At 40.0% G+C, this 19,743-nt stretch carries 15 protein-coding genes; 3 read left to right on the top strand and 12 right to left on the bottom strand.

The annotated features are described in order from the left end of the window. Positions 1 to 31: 31 nt before the first annotated feature. The 8 genes from gyrA to folK form a co-directional block, all read right to left on the bottom strand. Positions 32 to 2,599, bottom strand: coding sequence for a DNA gyrase subunit A (gyrA, locus tag NG22_RS06090; protein ID WP_053404905.1), 2,568 nt, complete (start codon positions 2,597 to 2,599; stop codon positions 32 to 34). Between the two features lie 398 nt (positions 2,600 to 2,997). Then, complete coding sequence (locus NG22_RS06095; protein WP_053404906.1) at positions 2,998 to 4,176, bottom strand: hypothetical protein; 1,179 nt, start codon at positions 4,174 to 4,176, stop codon at positions 2,998 to 3,000. A 3-nt stretch (positions 4,177 to 4,179) separates the two neighbouring features. After that, the gene (locus NG22_RS06100) at positions 4,180 to 5,154 is read right to left on the bottom strand and encodes a hypothetical protein (RefSeq protein ID WP_053404907.1); all 975 of its coding nucleotides are present in this window, start codon (positions 5,152 to 5,154) and stop codon (positions 4,180 to 4,182) included. A 194-nt stretch (positions 5,155 to 5,348) separates the two neighbouring features. After that, the gene (locus tag NG22_RS06105; protein WP_053404908.1) at positions 5,349 to 6,416 is read right to left on the bottom strand and encodes a response regulator; all 1,068 of its coding nucleotides are present in this window, start codon (positions 6,414 to 6,416) and stop codon (positions 5,349 to 5,351) included. A gap of 96 nt (positions 6,417 to 6,512) precedes the next feature. Beyond that, on the bottom strand, positions 6,513 to 8,132 hold the full coding sequence (locus NG22_RS06110; protein WP_053404909.1) for an ATP-binding protein: 1,620 nt from the start codon (positions 8,130 to 8,132) through the stop codon (positions 6,513 to 6,515). A gap of 47 nt (positions 8,133 to 8,179) precedes the next feature. Next, the gene (locus tag NG22_RS06115) at positions 8,180 to 8,635 is read right to left on the bottom strand and encodes a response regulator (RefSeq protein WP_053404910.1); all 456 of its coding nucleotides are present in this window, start codon (positions 8,633 to 8,635) and stop codon (positions 8,180 to 8,182) included. A 225-nt stretch (positions 8,636 to 8,860) separates the two neighbouring features. Continuing rightward, positions 8,861 to 10,366 (bottom strand): PAS domain S-box protein, encoded by a 1,506-nt coding sequence (locus NG22_RS06120; RefSeq protein ID WP_053404911.1) that lies wholly within the window; start codon positions 10,364 to 10,366, stop codon positions 8,861 to 8,863. A 31-nt stretch (positions 10,367 to 10,397) separates the two neighbouring features. Further along, complete coding sequence (folK, locus tag NG22_RS06125; protein WP_053404912.1) at positions 10,398 to 10,886, bottom strand: 2-amino-4-hydroxy-6-hydroxymethyldihydropteridine diphosphokinase; 489 nt, start codon at positions 10,884 to 10,886, stop codon at positions 10,398 to 10,400. Positions 10,887 to 10,990: 104 nt separating this feature from the next. Here folK and sppA point away from each other — a divergent pair, with 104 nt between their 5' ends. Then, complete coding sequence (sppA, locus tag NG22_RS06130; RefSeq protein WP_053404913.1) at positions 10,991 to 12,754, top strand: signal peptide peptidase SppA; 1,764 nt, start codon at positions 10,991 to 10,993, stop codon at positions 12,752 to 12,754. Positions 12,755 to 12,814: 60 nt separating this feature from the next. On the opposite strand, the gene NG22_RS06135 is transcribed toward sppA, so the two are convergent. The 3 genes from NG22_RS06135 to NG22_RS06145 all read right to left on the bottom strand — a co-directional run bounded on the left by NG22_RS06135 (position 12,815) and on the right by NG22_RS06145 (position 15,048). Then, positions 12,815 to 13,387: a hypothetical protein gene (locus NG22_RS06135; RefSeq protein ID WP_053404914.1), complete on the bottom strand. Its 573-nt coding sequence runs from the start codon at positions 13,385 to 13,387 to the stop codon at positions 12,815 to 12,817. Positions 13,388 to 13,981: 594 nt separating this feature from the next. After that, on the bottom strand, positions 13,982 to 14,629 hold the full coding sequence (locus tag NG22_RS06140) for a potassium channel family protein (RefSeq protein ID WP_053404915.1): 648 nt from the start codon (positions 14,627 to 14,629) through the stop codon (positions 13,982 to 13,984). Positions 14,630 to 14,748: 119 nt separating this feature from the next. Further along, a complete protein-coding gene (locus tag NG22_RS06145) occupies positions 14,749 to 15,048 on the bottom strand; it encodes an isoprenylcysteine carboxylmethyltransferase family protein (RefSeq protein ID WP_082305005.1) in 300 nt (99 codons plus the stop codon). 142 nt (positions 15,049 to 15,190) lie between these two features. Between NG22_RS06145 and NG22_RS17575 the strand changes: the two genes are divergently transcribed. Continuing rightward, positions 15,191 to 16,675, top strand: a complete 1,485-nt coding sequence (locus tag NG22_RS17575) for an ISNCY family transposase (protein ID WP_053404917.1) — start codon at positions 15,191 to 15,193, stop codon at positions 16,673 to 16,675. 492 nt (positions 16,676 to 17,167) lie between these two features. On the opposite strand, the gene NG22_RS06160 is transcribed toward NG22_RS17575, so the two are convergent. Then, on the bottom strand, positions 17,168 to 18,799 hold the full coding sequence (locus tag NG22_RS06160) for a hypothetical protein (RefSeq protein ID WP_053404919.1): 1,632 nt from the start codon (positions 18,797 to 18,799) through the stop codon (positions 17,168 to 17,170). A 219-nt stretch (positions 18,800 to 19,018) separates the two neighbouring features. Between NG22_RS06160 and NG22_RS06170 the strand changes: the two genes are divergently transcribed. Next, the gene (locus NG22_RS06170; RefSeq protein WP_053404921.1) at positions 19,019 to 19,657 is read left to right on the top strand and encodes a hypothetical protein; all 639 of its coding nucleotides are present in this window, start codon (positions 19,019 to 19,021) and stop codon (positions 19,655 to 19,657) included. Positions 19,658 to 19,743: the final 86 nt, after the last annotated feature.

Genomic DNA, 19,743 nt, shown 5'->3' on the forward strand with positions numbered 1-19,743 from the left:
TGATTTTGATAAATGATATAATAATCAGTTTTTAATTTTCTTCTGTTTCCGAATTTTCGTCGGTATTGTCTACCGCTTCATTCGATTCATTACCTTCTGCAGTTTCGGCAGGAAGTTCCACTTCTACATTTTCCGAGTCTACCACTGCTTCCAACTGCTGTACGCGCTCAATGGAGGCAATTTCATCTCCTTCCTGAAGACGGATCAATTTCACGCCCTGTGTAGCACGGCCCATCACTCTCAAGCCATCCACTGACATACGGATAGTAATACCGGATTTGGTGATGATCATCAAATCATCCGTATCCACTACCTCATTCAAGGCGACAAGCTTTCCGGTTTTTTCCGTGATGTTCATCGCACGAACACCTTTTCCACCACGCTTGGTAATTCGGTAATCACTCATGAGCGAACGCTTACCAAAACCGTTTTCTGAAACCACCAAAATATTGGCTTCCTCTTCAGAATTAACGGCCACCATTCCGATTACCTCATCCTGATCATCCGCTAAAGTTACCCCGCGAACACCCGTTGCGGTACGACCCATAGCACGAACATCCTCTTCATTGAATCGGATTGCCTGTCCGGCTTTGGTACCCAACATGATGAAGTCATTACCGGAAGTCAAGGCAACATCCAAAAGGCGATCACCTTCATTAATAGAAATTGCATTAATACCTCCCTGACGTGGACGCGAGTAAGCACTCAAAATGGTTTTCTTCACTACCCCTTTGGTAGTCACCATCATCAGGTAATTGTTATTCACATAATCCTCATCACGAAGATCTTTCACATTTACAATAGAGCGGATTTTATCCCCCTGCTCAATATTGATCAGGTTCTGAATCGCACGACCTTTAGCAGTCTTGGATCCTTCCGGAACTTCGTATACACGTTTCCAGAATACGCGTCCCATCTCTGTGAAAATCAACAGGAAGTTGTGAGCGGAAGCTACGAACATCAATTCAGTGAAATCATCTTCCTTAGAAGAAGCGCCACGTGAACCTACACCGCCACGTCCCTGTGTTCTGTACTCAGACAATAAGGTACGTTTAATATAACCCTCATGAGAAACGGTAATCACCATTTCCTCATTTGGAATGAAGTCTTCTACATCAAAGTCATCAGCAGAGTGAACAATCTCGGTACGGCGATCATCACCGAACTTCTCTCTTACCTCTTCTAATTCTTCCTTGATGATGTCCATTCTCATTTCCTCACTATTCAAAATAGCATTCAAATGATCAATCAACTTCTTCAATTCCGCATATTCGTTTTGGATTTTCTCGCGCTCCATGCCCGTCAAACGCTGCAGACGCATATCCAAAATGGCTTTCGCCTGAATCTCCGATAGGGCAAATTTCTCGATCAAAGAGTTTTTCGCCAATTCCGGATCACGGGAAGCACGAATCAACGCAATGACCTCATCCAGATTATCCAAAGCAATCAGATAACCTTCCAAAATATGGGCACGTTTTTCCGCTTCCGCCAATTCGTATTGGGTACGACGTACCACTACTTCATGACGGTGCTCCACATAGTATTTTATGATTTCTTTCAGGTTCAAAGTACGTGGACGACCTTTTACCAGCGCTACGTTATTTACCCCAAAAGAAGACTGTAAAGCAGTATATTTGAAAAGATTATTCAATACGATATTCCCTACCGCATCTTTCTTCAATTCATAAACAATGCGCAAACCTTTACGGTCAGACTCATCGCGAATATCAGAAATACCTTCAATTTTCTTTTCATTGACCAAACCTGCGGTTTTCTCAATCATTGCCGCCTTATTCACCATATAAGGAATCTCGGTTACAATGATTTGTTCTCTACCGGTTTTGGTGGTTTCGATCGTTGCCTTGGCTCTCATCACCACTCGGCCCCTGCCCGTTTCAAAGGCAGACTTAACCCCCTGGAAACCATAAATCACACCACCTGTCGGGAAATCCGGGGCGGTAATATGATTCATCAATTCCGGAATAGTGATGTCATTATTATCAATATAGGCAATGGTACCATTCACTACCTCCGTCAGGTTATGCGGTGGCATATTGGTGGCCATACCTACGGCAATACCGGAAGCACCATTAATCAATAAGTTGGGTAATCTTGCTGGCAATACTTCCGGCTCTTTCAAAGAGTCATCGAAGTTGGGCTGAAAGTCTACCGTACTTTTATTGATATCAGACAATAACTCGTCGGAAATTCTTTTAAGGCGAGCCTCCGTATAACGCATTGCTGCAGGAGAATCACCGTCAATAGAACCGAAGTTACCTTGTCCATCTACCAAAGGATAACGTAAGGACCAGTCCTGAGCCATACGCACCATCGTATCATAAACAGAAGAATCTCCGTGTGGGTGGTACTTACCCAACACTTCCCCGACAATACGAGCAGATTTTTTGTAAGATTTATTATATGTGACTCCTAAGTCCAACATCCCGTACAGCACGCGGCGGTGTACAGGCTTCAAACCATCCCTAACATCAGGAAGCGCACGAGATACAATTACCGACATCGAATAATCGATGTAGGCACCTCTCATTTCATCTTCTATGTTAATCGGAATGATATTTTCATTCTCTCCTTTTGCCATATTGTTTTTAAAAGGTTTGCCCTAAAAAGTACATCCGGGCATATTCTTAAAAATATTTCTAATTCATTTAAGCTTTGACAAAAATAACAGATTTCAGCTGTATTGCACTATACTCAGGGAGCCTTTTAACGTTTTTTAGCTAAAAAATGAGCAACTAATCCCCTATTTGATTAAGCAAATTCAATTTAAAGCATTTTAGCGCCCTTCTAAGCTTATAAAGTAAAAATTAGACGATAGATTATGTTAAATAAGGAGCTGAATTACCTTTGTACTGATTGTAGGTTTCAACATTATTTACCCGCCAAACTTAGGGTTGAATTCTGTAGAAAATCTGTAGAATTTCAGGATTTTTTAATAATGATAAACAAAAAAGGAGCCTATTTTCTCCACAAACATTACTACTCACTGGTACCTTTGGAGTTATCTCCTCCAGCGGAATTACCAGCTGGCTTTGGAGTCGCTTTACCACCCTTGCCTTTCTTCAGGTTTTTACGCTTCCAACGCAATTTCTGATAGGTTTGGGGAATTTGGCCGATTTGAGGATTCTGAGGATAGAAAATCGGCTGACCGCGAAATTCCCGGTCTCCATGCTGATGCTTTTGCTGGGTTTCACAATTTCGGATCGGACAACGACGAATCTCAGGTATGGTAAAACTCAAGCCAAAAGTAACCTTAAGACTATTTTGATTGGTCTTAATGGCAGAAGTTGCCCCGGGAATAGTAGTGGAATAGCCTCGGATTTCATAAGACGGACGAATAAAAACCCGAAAGTATTCCGACACATGAAAATACATCGGCAGCGCCAACTGAATATCTACCGTCGGCTTTTGAACATTCTTGTCATATGCACTCCCCAGGCTGTATTTGCCAATACCTAATTCAGCAACATAACTCCAGCCCATAAACTGGAAAAACTCATAGCCTACCAATAGATTATATTTGAAATTCCATGTAGAGAAATCATCCACATAACTTCCAATGAGGCCATTATAAGAGTTATAGGGGTTTAGATAATCAAACTTATGGTGTTCTGCCTCAAAGCCAAAACCCACTCTAAACTTTTTATAATTAAAGAAAATGGACATATGGATCGGTATGACTCTCGCCCTACCACGATACCCTAATTCCGGAAAATCCTGATTGGAATAATGAGAAACCGTATTGGCCGAATCCAATATCCCATCATCAACACCTCCGCCCGGAGGAATTGGATTAGGGATATCTGGAAAATCCCCTCCATTACCACCACCTCCGGTAATGCTTACAGCCTCTGGCCTTGTCAACCAGTTTCGATAAGCCACCGTATCCATGGAGCCGTTTTCCTGAGGAATGCCAATTAACAAATCATCTCCCCGGTAATACAGATCAAATCCTGACAAATCCTGATTGTAAAAGGATTGTCCCGTTCCCACTCCGGCATCGAAGGAAAACATATTCAGCACTCTGCGCACCGGACTGTATTTAATGGCAGGTCGGGTGGCATAAACATCGGATAAATTGAACTGAGCAAAAGCAGGAAGTGCCCACAAATAACCTATCACGAAGGCTCCAAAATATTTCAAGACGGATCTCTTCATGTTCTAATTATTTGCAGGTGGATTTGCCTTCACATACTCTTCAATGGTAAAAAGAGCGGTGGCAAATGGTAAGACATTCACAAAAGCAGGTGCGATAATGCCATCCTCCGCACATTGTGCTCTTAAAAAAGAGGGAACAACCGTGACACTCGCATCATAAGCCATGGAACTGGCCATGGTCAGGTAGCCTGTTTTGTTGTATTGCATTTTTGGAAAGGCATGAATAAAACCTTCAATATAATTGTTTCGCTCATCACCGGCACCATAGTAATAAAGGGTGCTGTCCGTAAAAGCGGTATATTGGGATTGGTCTAAATTTTTAAAATCCATATCCCCACGAAGCCTCCCATAGACCGATGGAGCAGAAACACCAAGTGGATCTTTCACATAATAGACTCCCCGACCTAAATCTTCTACCTCTAAATTTTGTCCAGAATTATCAGAAGCGATGACTTCATTTGCTAATTGCTCTGCCTCGGCAAATTCCCTGGCTTCCCAGGCCGCTGGTGTAAAAACCGTAAGCACTTCTACATCTATCCGGAGATGAGTATCAGAAGGTAATAAATCAAAAGCATAAGATTTCCAGGCCAAAGAAGATGGTACTAAAAAACGAACGGACTGCCCTTGATTTAGACCAACCATGGCAGTATCCAAGGATCGAGGCAATAAAGCTTCCGATAAACTTCGAAAACGCTGTACCGCATTATCAATTTCCTGATCCTCTAAATTATACACCACCATACGAGCTTCTACCACCATTCCTGATGAAATCGTTCCTAAATCAGGGTCACCTGTTGTCTCTTCATATTTATAAGAACCGTTTGGCTGTTTTTCATAGGGTAAATTACTCCCCGCCACATAGTCTTCCAAACTAATCGACACGACATTCTCCCGCTCTACCATGGGAGCTTTGCAGGCCTGAAAGAACATAAACAATGCTAAAATAATAGCAGAGAAAAGTAGTTTGGATTGCATCATAACACAAAAGGCCAATAGCCTGAGCACTATTCGCCGTATACACCTGTTTTCCTAATTAACGTTCAAAATTGCCTATATTCTTCAAAAATCAAAGATATTTTATGATAATTATGGAAAATACTTACATAAAAAAACACCCTCAAATTCTACCAGGAATTCAAGGGTGTCTTTACTATAAGAATAACAGTTATTTATCAATAAAACCCATTTTTAATGGACTGCAATCTTCCTAATTCAATTACTTTAATATTTCTTCCCCGAATCTCAATCAGCCCTTCATCTTTGAAATCTGCCAAGGTCCGGATAACCGATTCTGTTGAAGTCCCCACAATATTCGCCAGGTCTTCCCGAGTGATGGACATGGTAAAATCACCAGGTTTATCCTTTTCATTATAACGCCCCTCCAGCATGATCAATGCCTCAGCTACGCGCTGGCGAACAGAATTATAAGCCAAATTCAACAAACGCTCTTCAGACTCCTTAAGGTTATTGGATAAAATCTTAATGAATTTATGCGCCACTTCTCTTTTACTGGTGAGTAAAGAAAAGAAATCTTCTTTCGGGATAAAGCAAATTTCAGAATCTTCCAAAGCCATCGCAGACTCCGTATAATTCGTTATTTCCAACAATGCCATATACCCAATAAAATCTCCCGCTTTAAAAAGGCCGGTGATATACTCTTTGGCGTCTTCGTTGGTCTTATAGGTTTTTACTTTTCCTTTACTAATGAAGAACAATCCATTTGGAATCGCCTCTTCATGATAAATAATTTCCTTACGCTTGTAGGTTTTCACCTTGCGATCTTTAGAAAGAGAAGCCAGGTCATTATTCTCTGCCGTATTAAAGAAATCATCCAAACCACCCAGATCCTGAGCAAAATCTTTTTTGAATAAATCACTTTTTTTCAAACGACTCTCGACCGCATTCAATAATTCCATATCATCGAAAGGCTTGGTCAGATAGTCATCTGCCCCCATTTCCATTCCTTTGCGAAAATCCGAACGCTCTGCCTTGGCAGTTAGAAAAATGAATGGAATACTCGCTGATGCCGGATTTTTACCCAATAGATAAAGTACACCATAACCATCCAATTCAGGCATCATTACATCACACACAATAAGGTCAGGCAATTCCTTTTGAGCTTTTTCAACTCCTACCTTTCCGTTTTCAGCAGTAATCACCTCATAATTGGCCAACTCAAGGATTTCCGCGGTATTTTCCCGCATCTCATGGTTATCCTCAATTAAAAGTATTTTTTTCATCGGATTTTTCTTAGCGCTCCCCCTGACCCTAAGATCAGAGAAATGAAGGTTATAAATTTGATTGTAAGTTCAGCATTTTTTTTCAAAAAGGAAGCATTAGGCCTCAATTTGATGCGGAATATTAATATAGAAGGTGGTTCCTTCGCCCAGTGCACTCTCAAAGGAGATCTCACCACCAAGCATATCTACATATTTTTTGACAATATTCAGACCCAGACCTGTACCCTGAATATTTTGGGCATTATTGGCCCGAAAGAAACGCTCGAAGATATGTACTTGCTCTGAGTCTGAAATGCCCATACCATTATCTTTCACGCGCACTTTCATTTGTTCAGCGCGCATTTCAATGCCCAGCACAATTTCCTTTCCTTCCTGCGAATACTTAATCGCATTGGACAACAGGTTGATCAGGATATTTTTAAAGATTTGCGGATCGATCTTGATCACATCTTCCTCCGCACCCTGGAAATCAAAATTAATCTGCTGCCCATTGCGCAAAAGTACCTGAATTTCATCGACCACCTGTTGGGCTTTCTCTTTAACCACTATAGTCTCCGGTGTATTTTTGATTTTGCCCTCTTCCAGTTTAGAAATGGAAAGGAAGTCATTCAAAATTCCGGTCAAATTATTTACAGAAGATTTTATCCGCCCGACGTGCTTGTCCCTTCGGTCCTGCTGTTCGCTTTCCGTATACCGCCCAATTAAAGAGGCCGAGGACAAAATAGTACTTAAAGGCGTCCGGAATTCATGTGAAGCAGTGGTTACGAAACGCGTCTTTAACTCATTGAGTTCTATCTCTTTAGCTAATGACTTCCGAATCTCTTCTTCCGCCTTTTTGGCCTCAGTAATATTTTGCAGCACTAAAAGAATCTGCTTGACATAGCCCAAAGAATTAAACAAGGGTACGCCATTCACTTTATAAGCACTGGTGCCAATACTCACCTCAAAAGCTACCGTATTGCCCTGAAAAACAGAATTAAAATTCTCCATCCAGATACCCTTTTCTTCGGTCGCCAAAAAGTCAGTAGCCGGCATACCGATCATTCTTTTGGAGGCCAGACCAAGAATATCCAGTTCCTGTCCATCTATGAAGACAAAATCAAAATTTCGATCTACCACCGAAATAATCCCTTTAGGGAAATTTCGGGCGATGGCTTTATAAAGTCTTTGGGATTGACGTAAGGCTTTTTCGGTCGAACGCCGAACTTCAATTTGCTTTTCCAGAGAATCATTGGACCGCTTCAACTTTTTTACCGCAACGGCTAATTCCCGCGTACGATCCTCTACGCGTTGTTCCAACTCTTCATTCAGATGCTGAATATGCACCAGGTTCTGCGCATGACGCAAACTATATCGGATAGAACGATCCAGTATGTAGGAATTCAAACCACCCTTATAGACATAATCTGCAGCGCCCACTTCTACCGCCTGGTCATCGACCTGCTGGTCCAGTTGCCCGGTAAGTAAAATCAAAGGAGCAGTAATGCCAAGCTGAACGGCCTCCCGGATTAATTCAATACCGGTATAGGCCCCTAGCCTATAATCCACCAGATAGACGTCATGATCATGATGACGTATGGCCTGCAAACCATCCTGATAATTAGATATCCACTCAATACTATAATTCCGATTGGGGATTTCGGAAATCAAATCTTTTGTGATAATATAATCCTCCTCATCATCATCAATGAAGAGAATCCTCACCTGATCATCCATAAATGCGGGTTAAAGCTTGTTTTGTTGGGCAATTTATAAAATCACCATCAAAATCTACTAGCCAAAGGGGTTTTATTGAAAGAGAACCAATAGGTACAAAGGGAATTCATCAGGGCAACAAATTCGTCAAATTGTACAGGTTTGTTAAGGAAAGAGTTAACGCCTAAATCGTAGGATTTCACCATATCCTCATCGGCGCTGGAAGTGGTCAATACTACGATAGGAATTCTTTGAAAACAGGAATGCGCTTTGATCTCCTGTAGCGCTTCACGACCATCCTTTTTAGGCATATTAAGATCCAAAAGAATGAGACTTGGCAGTGGATATGCGCTTCTATCCGCATATTTACCAGCCCCGTGCAAATAATCCAACAATTCTTCCCCATCTTCCACAAAAAGCGTTTTACCTTTATAGTGGCTTTCTTCTAGTGCCTCTTGCGCCAACAAACGATCTTCGATATCATCATCAGCAATTAGAATTACGGGACGGTTGGAATCGATCATACCTTTTCGATGGGTTTAACATTGAAGAATAAATTAGAATAGTACAATTAATCTACTTCTTTCTTCCTTAACGCGAGCCATTATATTTCTTTATAGAGATATAAACAAATCAAAATATGATTTTTGTCAAAATTTCTAAATAGAACATGACAATTATCAACTTTTGGTCGCGAATCAAGCCAAAATCACCTTCAAAGCCCTAAAAAATGGACAAACCTACTCCAGTCAGACCTCTTTCATCTTTACAGGAATAGTGACATTAAATTCCGCACCATGACCTAGCTCACCTTTTGCGGAAATCCCACCGCCATGGAGTTCGGCAATTTTTTTACAAATCGCCAGACCAACGCCGGAACCATCGTATTTCTGACCTTCCAGTCTTTGAAAAATCGTAAATATCTTGTCTACATATTTTTGGTTAAAACCAATACCATTATCCTTTACCGAAAGATGCACATTTTTCAGTTTCCCTTTCTTCCCGGAAGCCACTGCTTCGGCCTTTATTTGAATAAGCGGATCCACATCCGGCTTTCTGAATTTAAGCGCATTGGAGATTAAATTTTGAAATAGCTGCTGAATCAAAATAGGATCAGAATATATGACCGGCATTTCTCCTAATTCAATGGTCGCATTTTCCTTTTCAATCGCGTACTCCAAATCCATCATAACTTCCTGCACGATCTGATTCAAATCCACCTCCTTGAAAGTCCCTTTGCGAGAACCCACCCGGCTAAATTTCAGCAGATCATTAATCAGCTTCTGCATTCGTTTGGCCGCATTATTCATCCTGTCCAGATAATCTACACCGGTTTCACTCAGGTTAGCTTCTTCTTTTACTTTAAGCCGATCTCCAAAAGCGCGAATTTTCCGAAGAGGCTCCTGTAAATCGTGGGAAGAGACATAAGCAAATTCTTCCAGATCGCGATTGGAACGCTCCAGATCCTGGGCATAACTTTTAAGCTTGGCTTCCACCGCTTTCATTTCCGTAAGATCGTGGAGAATACAGGTAAACATTTTGCGGTCCGGCAAATGCACCACACCCACCGAAAGCTTGACCGGCACCTCATCCCCGGACTGCGTTTTACACAAAATTTCTCTGGAAGAAGGAATAGACACGCCGGGCTCATAAGACAGTAATATTTCATTTTCCCCTTCGCTTTGGCTATCATTCGGGTGTACCAATTCCTGGAAATTTTTCCCGTACAGTTCCCGTTGTTTGTAACCAAACAGCCCGGCTGCGGTCGGGTTAACCGTTTCAATATTCCCCTGAGCATCCAGGGTAATGATCCCATCTGCGGCGCTATTGATAATGGCGTTTAGCTTATTGGTATTTTCTGTAAAACCTTTCTCCAGTATGGCTTCCTGTGATTTATCCAGGATCAGTTCAGCAAAGAATAAAGCATCCCCTTCCATTTTGCGGGAAAGCCAAACGTCCGCCGGAAATACATAACCATTCGCTTTTCGTCCTTTCATCCGAAATTCGTCAGAAGGATTCTTTTCCGAAGCCAGCCTACTCACCCGGCGAATACTATAAAGGTGATCACTGTGATATTCCTCATCATAGAGGATATTAATGTGTTGCCCAATTAGTTCCTGGGATTCTTTTCCAAATAATTCCTCCGCCTTAGCGTTAACATGCACAATGGAACAAGCCTCATCGAAAACCACCAAACCGACCATCTGCTCGCGCTGTAAAATCTCATTGGCCCAGCTGTCAAAATTCATCATCATCTTTGCTTTATCAAATGCTTACAACTCCCTATTAATCTGCAGAATAGATCCACACCTTTAAATCATCTTTACAATCGGATAATAGCGCCTTCATATCCTTTTGAAATACCGGATGCTGAAAGCTTCCGGCAATTTCTGCCATGGGTAAAAGAGTGAATTTCCTGTTTTGAATTTCCGGATGTGGCACGGTTAATCTTTGAGCATTAATCTGCTCGTTGCCATAAAACAAAATATCAATATCAATAGTGCGTTCGCCCCACCTTTCATGCCTTACTCTTCCCAACTGTTGTTCAATTTGCTGAATCCCCAAAAGTAAATCCATCGGCGCCAAAGCAGTCTCAATCTCCAACACCTGATTCAGGAATAAGGGCTGCTCTCGTACGCCCCAGGCCTCGGTTTCGTAAATATGACTTTTGTGCAAAACTTTCCCTAAGCGCAAATCAATAGTTTCCGTGGCCTCTCGCAGTAATTTCTCGCGGTCCTGAAGATTGCTCCCTAATAACAGATATACTCCTTTCATCCTCAAATTATGTTCAACAGTATAAATTCACAAGCTCAAAAGTAGTCAATTATTTAAATTTACATGGTATAGATAAATAGAAATAGAACCTATTTAACAATCATATGAAATTCTTAAGAAACGTTTTGGCTGCCTTGGTCGCATTGACCCTCTTCTTTGGATTGCCAATGTTCTTTTTCCTGATGATCGCCATGGTGAGTGGCTCGGCTGATGGATCTGAACCAATCACAAAAGAATCTATCCTTCGCCTTAAATTTTCTGGCCCCATCCAGGACCGTGTGCAGGAGGAAGACCCTATGGCGGTCTTTAATAAAATATTTGGAGACAAAGACGCCATCGGCCTGAATCAGGTCAAGAAAGCTTTGGAAAATGCAGCTACTGATGAAAAAATAAAGGCGGTATACCTGGAGTCGCCCATGATGGCTGCTGGCCCATCTACTGCGCTTGAGATTCATCAGGCCCTAAAAAATTTCAGAGAAGAAAGTGGCAAACCCGTTTTTGCCTATTCTCCATACTATAGTCAATTGTCTTATTATGTGGCATCTGCTGCTGATAGCCTTTATTTGAACCCGATTGGGGGTATGGATTTAAAAGGATTAAGCGCCAATATCTCTTTTTTCAAGGGCACATTGGATAAGCTGGGCATCAAAGCAGAAATTTTCCGGGTAGGAGACTTTAAAAGTGCCGTTGAGCCTTACTTCCGAAAGAATATGAGTGAGGAAAATAGGCTTCAATATCAGGAATTATTAGGGGGCTTAAATGGCGTAATGCTGGAAGGCATCAGTGAGAGCCGGAATATTGACCTGGCCAAACTAAACAATATATCCGACAGCCTTTTAGTACGATCAACCAAAGATGCCATGCAATATCAGCTGGTGGATGATTTAGTGTATGAGGACGAAATCAACGCCAAATTAAGAGCCTTTATGGAATTGGAGGAAGATGACAAAATTCCTTTCGTTGGCCTGAATCGTTACAACAACAGTGTAAAAAGAAAAGTGACCACCAGTCGAGATAAAATCGCAGTCATTTATGCTGATGGAGCTATTCAAACCGGAAAAAGCGAAGAAGGTAAGACTATTGGATCCAAAACATTAATGGAGGAATTAGCCAAGGCCAGAAAAGACGATAAAGTAAAAGCCGTGGTACTACGGGTAAACAGCCCCGGAGGCAGTGCCCTGGCTTCAGACATGATCTGGCGCGAAGTATTGCTAACCCGTGAAAAGAAGCCGGTTATTGCTTCTATGGGAGACTATGCCGCTTCTGGTGGGTATTACATCTCCATGGCCGCTGACACCATCGTTGCTCAGCCGAACACTATTACCGGGTCTATTGGTATTTTTGCGGTCCTGATGAACTTTGAGAAATTTCTCAATGATAAAGTAGGCATCAGCCATGACATCGTGAAGACCGGATTATTTTCTGATTTAGGTAACCCCACCCGACCGATGTCTGCCTATGAGCGCCAAATCATTCAAAGTGGTGTAAATGAAGGCTATGAAATCTTTACTTCCAAAGCAGCTGAAGGACGTCATATGTCCCAGGAGGATTTATTAAAAATTGCCGGTGGCCGCGTATGGACAGGTGCAAAAGCGCAGGAGTTGGGCCTAGTGGATGTTATGGGAGGGCTGGAAACAGCCATAGCAATTGCGGCAGAAAAAGCCGAACTGGAAGAATATAAGATTTCCAATCGACCTGAAATGAAGAGTAAATTCGATCAATTATTTGAAGATCTGAATGAAGAAGTACAATCCAAAATTGTGGAATACCGCTTCGGCCCTTTTGCCAATTATGCAGAGGAGCTTCAAAGACTAGAAGCCATTGAAGGTCCACAGGCTCGAATGGTTTTCGATCTTGAAATTGAATAATCTTCAACAGCAAATAGATTAGTTTAGTCGCAAAAAGGCCGGTATGTACCGGCCTTTTTTTTATTTTAAACGCTTCCTTTTCTCCTTTAATAGATCATAATTTTCATTGGTGGGGTTTTCCTGAAAGTCCTTCAATACTTCCAGATATTCCGGGTAATTTCTAAATCGAAAACGCTCAATGCTACCCGCTGGCAATAAGTTCAGGAGAATGATCAAAAGCATCAATGGAATGCTTCTTTTTAGAATGTTGAGAAATAATCCCTGCTTTTCCCTAGACCATAGTAATAAGCTTATCAATGATATTCCCGAAAGCAAGGCCAAGCCTACAATCCCTATAAATCGTCCTCCAGGGTAAGATAAAACTATAAATTGAATCCCCACCAGGCCAATGCTGAATACCACACCCATGACTAATAACAAGAAAGTGGGCCGATCAGCGTTTCGATTTTTTTGTGAGAGAAAAGAAGTAACTGAACCTCCACTTATGCTAATAGCCCCACCACCCAGTAAATAAAAACAAGCCAAAATCCCAATTACCATCGATAAAAAAATAGATCCACCGGGGAGCAAAAACAAGTAGCCGAAGAAAAAAATCACAAGCAATACAGTCAAAATAATTTCTACTTTACGCATAAAGAAAATATAAAATTGAAAAATGAAAATCTAAACCTTAGACCAAAAGCTTCGGCACCTACCGCCTTTTTCACTAAATCACTTAAAAACAAACTCATAAACGAATCGACATTTAGGCCTAATCCACTTTAAAAAGTGGCTGGAATCATTGTGCACTAATATTCTGCTTTTCGATTTCTCTTGATAGAAAACGAAACAAAAAAATCAAGGCTGTGATCAATCTTGGAGCTCCATTGAATCATCGGAACCCATTACGATAGCTCTGATTGAAAAATGATGAAAATTGAAAACCGCTTTGTGAAAATAATTAGGGGGTAATGACCTTCCTTTCGAGAGCAGCCCCCATGCAGTTCCGCCTATAGATTAAGATCGCAATCTGGCATAAAAAAAACTGAAACTATCAGTAATATTGAAAATATCCATAACTTCATTCATGAAAATACTGGCCATTCGTGGCTACTCCTCCACAACCTTCCTTGGGGTGATTTAACCCAAATCAAAGTCGTTTTAATCATCATTTATGATGCAGGTACCCCTTTTAAAATCCCTGACACATGTTTTTTCAAAAACACCTAATTTAGCAGAAGACCTGTTTTAGGCCTTGCTATTGGTGTATTTACTGATCAACAAAGCCATCACCACCGTCAGGTAAAACTGCCCTGCCATTCCCAAAAACATACTCAAAACCTTGGCAACCGGATGTTCCGGGGTAATATCGCCATAGCCCACAGTGGTCAGGGTCATGAAAGAATAGTAAAAAGCATTTTTCCAATCGGTCGCTTCCATATTGTTATATGCATTCGGAATGGTGATCATTATCGCAATCATGATTAGTGCACAGTTAATCCCGATAAGCATATAGCCTGAAAAGGCGGCATAAAAAGTATTTTGATTGACCTCGGGCGTACTTAGTAAAAATCGTAATACGCGCCATTGGATATAAGTATAAAAAGTAATGGTATATAACAGGTAAATATCCTGATACCAAACAGCCTCCACAAAATAACCCAACACCTGAAAAACGATCCCTCCACCACCAAGTATATAGGCATAAACCTTACGCCTGCGATCCGGACTTATAGAAATAATCGCACCCATGGACACCAGGATTAAGCTTAGCGGAAAGAAAAAACGCATGATTTGTCCATTGGGAAATACCGCTGCCTGAGATAATAACATGAAACAAAGCATGAAAAACAATACCATGAAATTATTCTTGAGCACAAAGCGGATAACTTTCATTGAATGGAGATTTTGATGAGCAATTTTCTCAAAGTTAAAGCAATAAATTTATCTATTTGTTAAAAGCCAAATTGAAATTTCAATTTAAGTACGAAAAGGAATCAAAATTAAATACTTCCTCACAAATAACGACGTACCGACTGGCAATAATCACGATATGGATCTCCAAATTTTTCCGCTAAAAAGCTTTCCTCTGCCTGAATAATCCGATGGTAGACTATAAAATTTAAAATAGCGATTGCCCAAGCCCACCAAAGGTTCAATGCCAGGGCGGCGGCAAATATAATCAAATAGAGCCCCAGATAAATCGGGTTACGGCTGAAGCGGTAAGGACCGGAGGTTTTCAACTTTGTCTGTTCCCTGGGAAGACCAAAGCGTAACGAACTTCCTAAATAGTGCTTGTCCGAAAACTCTAAAATCGTTTATATAGGCCTAATATCATCGATTTTTAGTGATAATTGAAAATGAGTTTTTTCGAAAAAGTCAAAGAAAATGCTTTTATTTAATCGTAATACACGGATAACACTCATTTAAGGCTCAAAACTCATACTTTTTTTAACTATGCGCAGCGGATTCACCCAACAACTCAAAATTAACACAATACCTATAAGTGAGGTTCAATTTCCTAGCAACACACGAGATCATATTGTTAATTTATTACGGGCTCTTCAAGCGATCTACATGAATAAGGAAATTAGTGTTCGCATAGAAAAACTTTTGCAAGAGGCCATTGGGACTAGTCAGACTTCAGGAAGGAAAGGGATGGGATTATGGGAAGTTTTTGTTTTGGCTCAATTACGATTGTGTCAGAATTTATCATACGATGATCTTCTAAATTTGGCAAATTATAACGTTTTGGTTCGAAGGATGCTGGGAAAACAAATTAATCTTGGTCTTGCTGGTGAATCAGTGGATGAATATACCTTTCAAAATATTTATGATAATGTTAGCTTGGTTGATGATGAAACACTAAAAAAAATTAATGCTGTTATTGTTGAATTTGGACATGGTATATTTAAAAAAAAAGACTCGGATCCATTATCCTTAAAAACAGATAGTTTTGTTGTTGAAACAAATACGACTTTTCCATCGGATTATGTATTACTTTTTGAAGCTGGTCGCAAATGCCTAAATATGATCGGTGAAATAGCAAAACAGCATAAAGTAAAAGGTTGGAGAGAAGTAAAAAGCGAATCAAGTAAATTAAAATCACTCTGTAGATCTTTTGGAAGAGCTACCTCAGCAGGTGGGAAAAATAAAGCTAAAAATGAAATTGAAGCTTGTCAGGCATATTTGAATAAAGCAAAATCACTATACAAAAAGGTTGCTGATTTTTGGGAAAAAGATATGCCGGCATTGCTTATTGACCAAAAGACACTGTTGGTTCTTATTAAAGTTGAGTGGTTTAAGTTGATGTTTGAAAAACATATAAACTTGTTGGAGCGAAGAATAATTGGCCAAGAGAAAATCCCAGCATCAGAAAAAGTCTATTCCCTCTATCTTCCTTTCACAGAATGGATAAAAAAGGGAAAGAAACGCCCCCCAATTGAAATAGGGAAAAAGTTATTTGTCACAACAGATCAATTTGGGCTTATTGTTGATCATTGTCTTGGGGATAATTTATCAGACAGAGATTCGATTATGGATATTATTGATCGAGTACTAGAAAAATATCAATTAGTATCATCTTGGAGTACAGATAAAGGATTTTCTTCAAAAGAAAATAAAGCGTTAATTCAGGAAGTTTTCCCTGATTTGCAGTTGATAATGCCTAAACTAGGTAAACGAAATAAAACGGAAGAGGCTGAAGAAAAGAGTAAACCCTTTAAATTATTAAAAAATGCGCACTCTGCTATAGAATCTAACATCAATGAATTGGAGAATAGAGGGTTAGATAGGTGTCCAAATAGATCTCCTGAGCAATTTCGAAATTATGTAGCCCTGGGAATTACAGCATATAATTTGCATAAAATAGGAAAACGATTAAATGAAATAAAAATTAAAAAGGAAAAAACACGATATAAAAAAATTATGTCTGCCGCTTAAAGAAGCTGCCTTTTAGAATGGAATAAAGCCTCTAGATTTACTAAAGGCTAAATTCTGTATGTCTTAATTTTCAAATAATTGTCGTAAAATAACCTTCAATGTCTTCTTCTGTCAAAAATGATAGATTTTAGCAATCAAAGGATAAATATCCAATAATCAAGCCATACCAATAGTGCACAACAATATTGTTTCTGTTATATTTTAAAATATTGTGTTTCATTTTCTTACAGCCACTAAATATTTAAGGGAAGCCAGAATCAATACAATTCCGGCCATCAACAACCAAAAAGAAATGTCCCTCCACCATATTGAATAGGAAGACATAAAAAGAATTTCTTTAAGATAAAATCCGATCAAAACATAACCGGATATTTTGCCACCATAAAAAAATAAAGGTGGAATCGGGGGAGCACCAAAAAAATCCATAAAAAAATATACTATTAAAAAATAAGATTAATGATTTAAACGCTTTTACCATCAACCGATGAGCAATTAAAATGAAGCTGGTCTCCAATGTTGTTTCATTTGTTCCATCCACATATTATTCCACTGTTCATTTTGTAAATATTGATTTTGTGGAAATATCCCAATTGATTGCTTAAGCTGATTCAACTCCAAATCAATGATAGACTCGCCATAAAACGAATAATAATGGAATAAAAATAAGTGTTCAGAATTAAAAGAAAAGGTTTGCTCACTGATATTTTGAGGTGCACTAGAAAACTCTTCTAAATTTGAGACCAAAAAAGATTGAAAAGGGCTGGAGATCAAAGGGGCTTCTGTTGAAAGTGCCCCACCGGTGCCATCGAAAAGAAAGACGGATAGTCCCATTCCATTAGTATCCTGATTCGATAGCTGAGATGGAATTTTATATTCTGTTAGTTTTTTCATTAAACCCTTTACAAAATTATCATAACGCCTCTTATCCACTAATTGATTAATCCATTGTCCATCCTGATACGGATAATAGGACCCCACTAATTCCCCCTTATTATATTTTCTGGAAATTTCAATGCCCCTAATGGAATCTTGAAAATGCTCCACCAATCCTGCTTTTTGCTCGGCAATGGCTAGCGATTGTCCATTAGCTAACCTAACCTCTTTAAAAGAAAAGCCCCCCTTGCTCCCATAAACCATATGATAATGAAGGCTGCCATCAGGATAAAAAGTTTTCTCCTTAAGCTTTTGCCCCTTCTCATCCAGCAAAACTTCCCGTCTTAAAGTAATGCCATCCGGGTAATAAAAGCATCTTTTTTTATACAGTTCATTATGCGCTAAACGCTCAAGGTCCTCCATATCATGGGGAATATCCATTTGTTGAATCTCGACCAAAACATCCTCCTGAATGGTTCTAATCACCAAACTCATTCGTTCATCGAAAATTTTGTACGCTCCATAAAATACGGCACCCTCCGGACTTCGAAGCCTTCTCCAGTATTGGTCATAGTATTCCATTTTATTCGGCCAGGCATAGGCTTCATATTCACTGATCATTTTAGGGATGTCCGCCAAATAGGAATATTGACCACTCTTAATTTTTTGGCGCACCGAAACGCAATCACCGAATACGTCCAACCATCTTCTCTCTTTATCCCTGCTGTTCCTCACATATAAAGGAAAAACACCGAGATCTCCTTTCAAACCAAAATAATAATGGTACTGCGACTTTCCCTCTTTTCCCGGCGTTCTGAAAATAGAAAATTTCTCCGTATCCGTTACATGCAGAAGTAAAGCCCCTTTTTCTCCATTTTTTTCATAGGGATGAGGGAGATAGCTGCTGTAAATCAGAGAATCATTCCCCACCTTAACCGCCCTGAGATTTACTAATGGAAAATGAACCGGTTCATCATAAATGGCAGATGAATTATTCCTCACCTTTTTCTTTCGCATGTCTACCATGACCTCCCTTTTCATAATAGGCCCAAAGGTATACACCTCCGCAGGAAGGGCATGCAAATAATAATTGAAACCAAGAAAAGGATAACTATCCTCCACATAATCACGGTCCAAATAACCGTAAATCACCTGATGAGGTAACAGGTAATGACCAATAGGCAAAGAACCAGTCTGCCCCATGGCACCAAAAGAAAGTAAAGACGAAAAAAGTAATAACAGGAATCTCATAAAAAAATTTTAATCAAAATATAAAATTTAAATTCTATAGAAAAATAAATAAGAAAATTCCCTTTTATTTCAAAAAAACAACCTTCCTCCCTAATGCTTTTAGGGCAAAAATAATCTTCGAAATTATGATCTACCAAAAGGTTTTGAGCCGAATGGTATTTATTTGAACACTTTAAGCCTATCTTGCCTTTTATTTTTTTTATCCCTTTCAAAAGCTTAATGAAAAACGCAGTAGTTCTATGGACGGGCGGTAAAGATTCTGCCATGGCCCTTTATGAGTCAATGAATAAATACAAAATAGTAAAGTTTGTCACCTTTGTGCCTGCGGTAAAAAAAGATTTTATCGCCCATCCTTTGGGATTGATGGAGGCACAGTCCGCTGCCATTGGTATAGACCATGACTTTGTGAAAATTGGCGAACCCTATGCCGACAGCTACCGGAAGGCGATCGCCCGGTTGAAAGATGAAGGTATTGAGGTTTTGATTACCGGCGACATTTCTACCATTAATGGTGCCCCCAACTGGATCAGGCAATGCGCTGAAGGATTAGTTGAAGTGGACACTCCCCTATGGGAACATGACCGAAAGCAGCTGCTGGAAAAATTTATTCAAAGGGATTTTGTAGTGATCTGTTCCCTGTCCTATAAAGCCTATTTTCAAAGCCCGGTGGTTGGGCAGCGATTAAATGAGGAACTGGTCCGAAAATTTGAAGCCATCAATATTGACCTCTGTGGAGAGAATGGGGAATATCACACTTGTGTGTTGAATGCGCCTTTCTTCAAAAAGAAAATTGAACTTGATTTTGATATCCTAGAGGCCGAAGATTATTTCCATATGAAAATCAATCACATCAATTAAGGTATTAATCCTCCAATAACAACCCATCCAAAAAAAGCTCACCGGTCACCGATGAGCTTTTTTATGTTAAACAGGATTTCCGGTCT

The sequence above is a fragment of the Persicobacter sp. CCB-QB2 genome, from assembly GCF_001274635.1.
Lineage (GTDB): Bacteria > Bacteroidota > Bacteroidia > Cytophagales > Cyclobacteriaceae > Persicobacter > Persicobacter diffluens.

Excerpts from the sequence above, each read along its gene's own strand:
- NG22_RS06140 (WP_053404915.1), bottom strand. The coding sequence starts at position 14,629 with ATGAAAGTTATCCGCTTTGTGCTCAAGAATAATTTCATGGTATTGTTT.
- NG22_RS06100 (WP_053404907.1), bottom strand. The coding sequence starts at position 5,154 with ATGATGCAATCCAAACTACTTTTCTCTGCTATTATTTTAGCATTGTTT.
- NG22_RS06160 (WP_053404919.1), bottom strand. The coding sequence starts at position 18,799 with ATGAGATTCCTGTTATTACTTTTTTCGTCTTTACTTTCTTTTGGTGCC.
- NG22_RS06105 (WP_053404908.1), bottom strand. The coding sequence starts at position 6,416 with ATGAAAAAAATACTTTTAATTGAGGATAACCATGAGATGCGGGAAAAT.
- NG22_RS06170 (WP_053404921.1), top strand. The coding sequence starts at position 19,019 with ATGAAAAACGCAGTAGTTCTATGGACGGGCGGTAAAGATTCTGCCATG.
- sppA (WP_053404913.1), top strand. The coding sequence starts at position 10,991 with ATGAAATTCTTAAGAAACGTTTTGGCTGCCTTGGTCGCATTGACCCTC.
- NG22_RS06095 (WP_053404906.1), bottom strand. The coding sequence starts at position 4,176 with ATGAAGAGATCCGTCTTGAAATATTTTGGAGCCTTCGTGATAGGTTAT.
- NG22_RS06110 (WP_053404909.1), bottom strand. The coding sequence starts at position 8,132 with ATGGATGATCAGGTGAGGATTCTCTTCATTGATGATGATGAGGAGGAT.
- NG22_RS06115 (WP_053404910.1), bottom strand. The coding sequence starts at position 8,635 with ATGATCGATTCCAACCGTCCCGTAATTCTAATTGCTGATGATGATATC.
- NG22_RS17575 (WP_053404917.1), top strand. The coding sequence starts at position 15,191 with ATGCGCAGCGGATTCACCCAACAACTCAAAATTAACACAATACCTATA.
- NG22_RS06120 (WP_053404911.1), bottom strand. The coding sequence starts at position 10,366 with ATGATGATGAATTTTGACAGCTGGGCCAATGAGATTTTACAGCGCGAG.
- NG22_RS06135 (WP_053404914.1), bottom strand. The coding sequence starts at position 13,387 with ATGCGTAAAGTAGAAATTATTTTGACTGTATTGCTTGTGATTTTTTTC.
- gyrA (WP_053404905.1), bottom strand. The coding sequence starts at position 2,599 with ATGGCAAAAGGAGAGAATGAAAATATCATTCCGATTAACATAGAAGAT.
- folK (WP_053404912.1), bottom strand. The coding sequence starts at position 10,886 with ATGAAAGGAGTATATCTGTTATTAGGGAGCAATCTTCAGGACCGCGAG.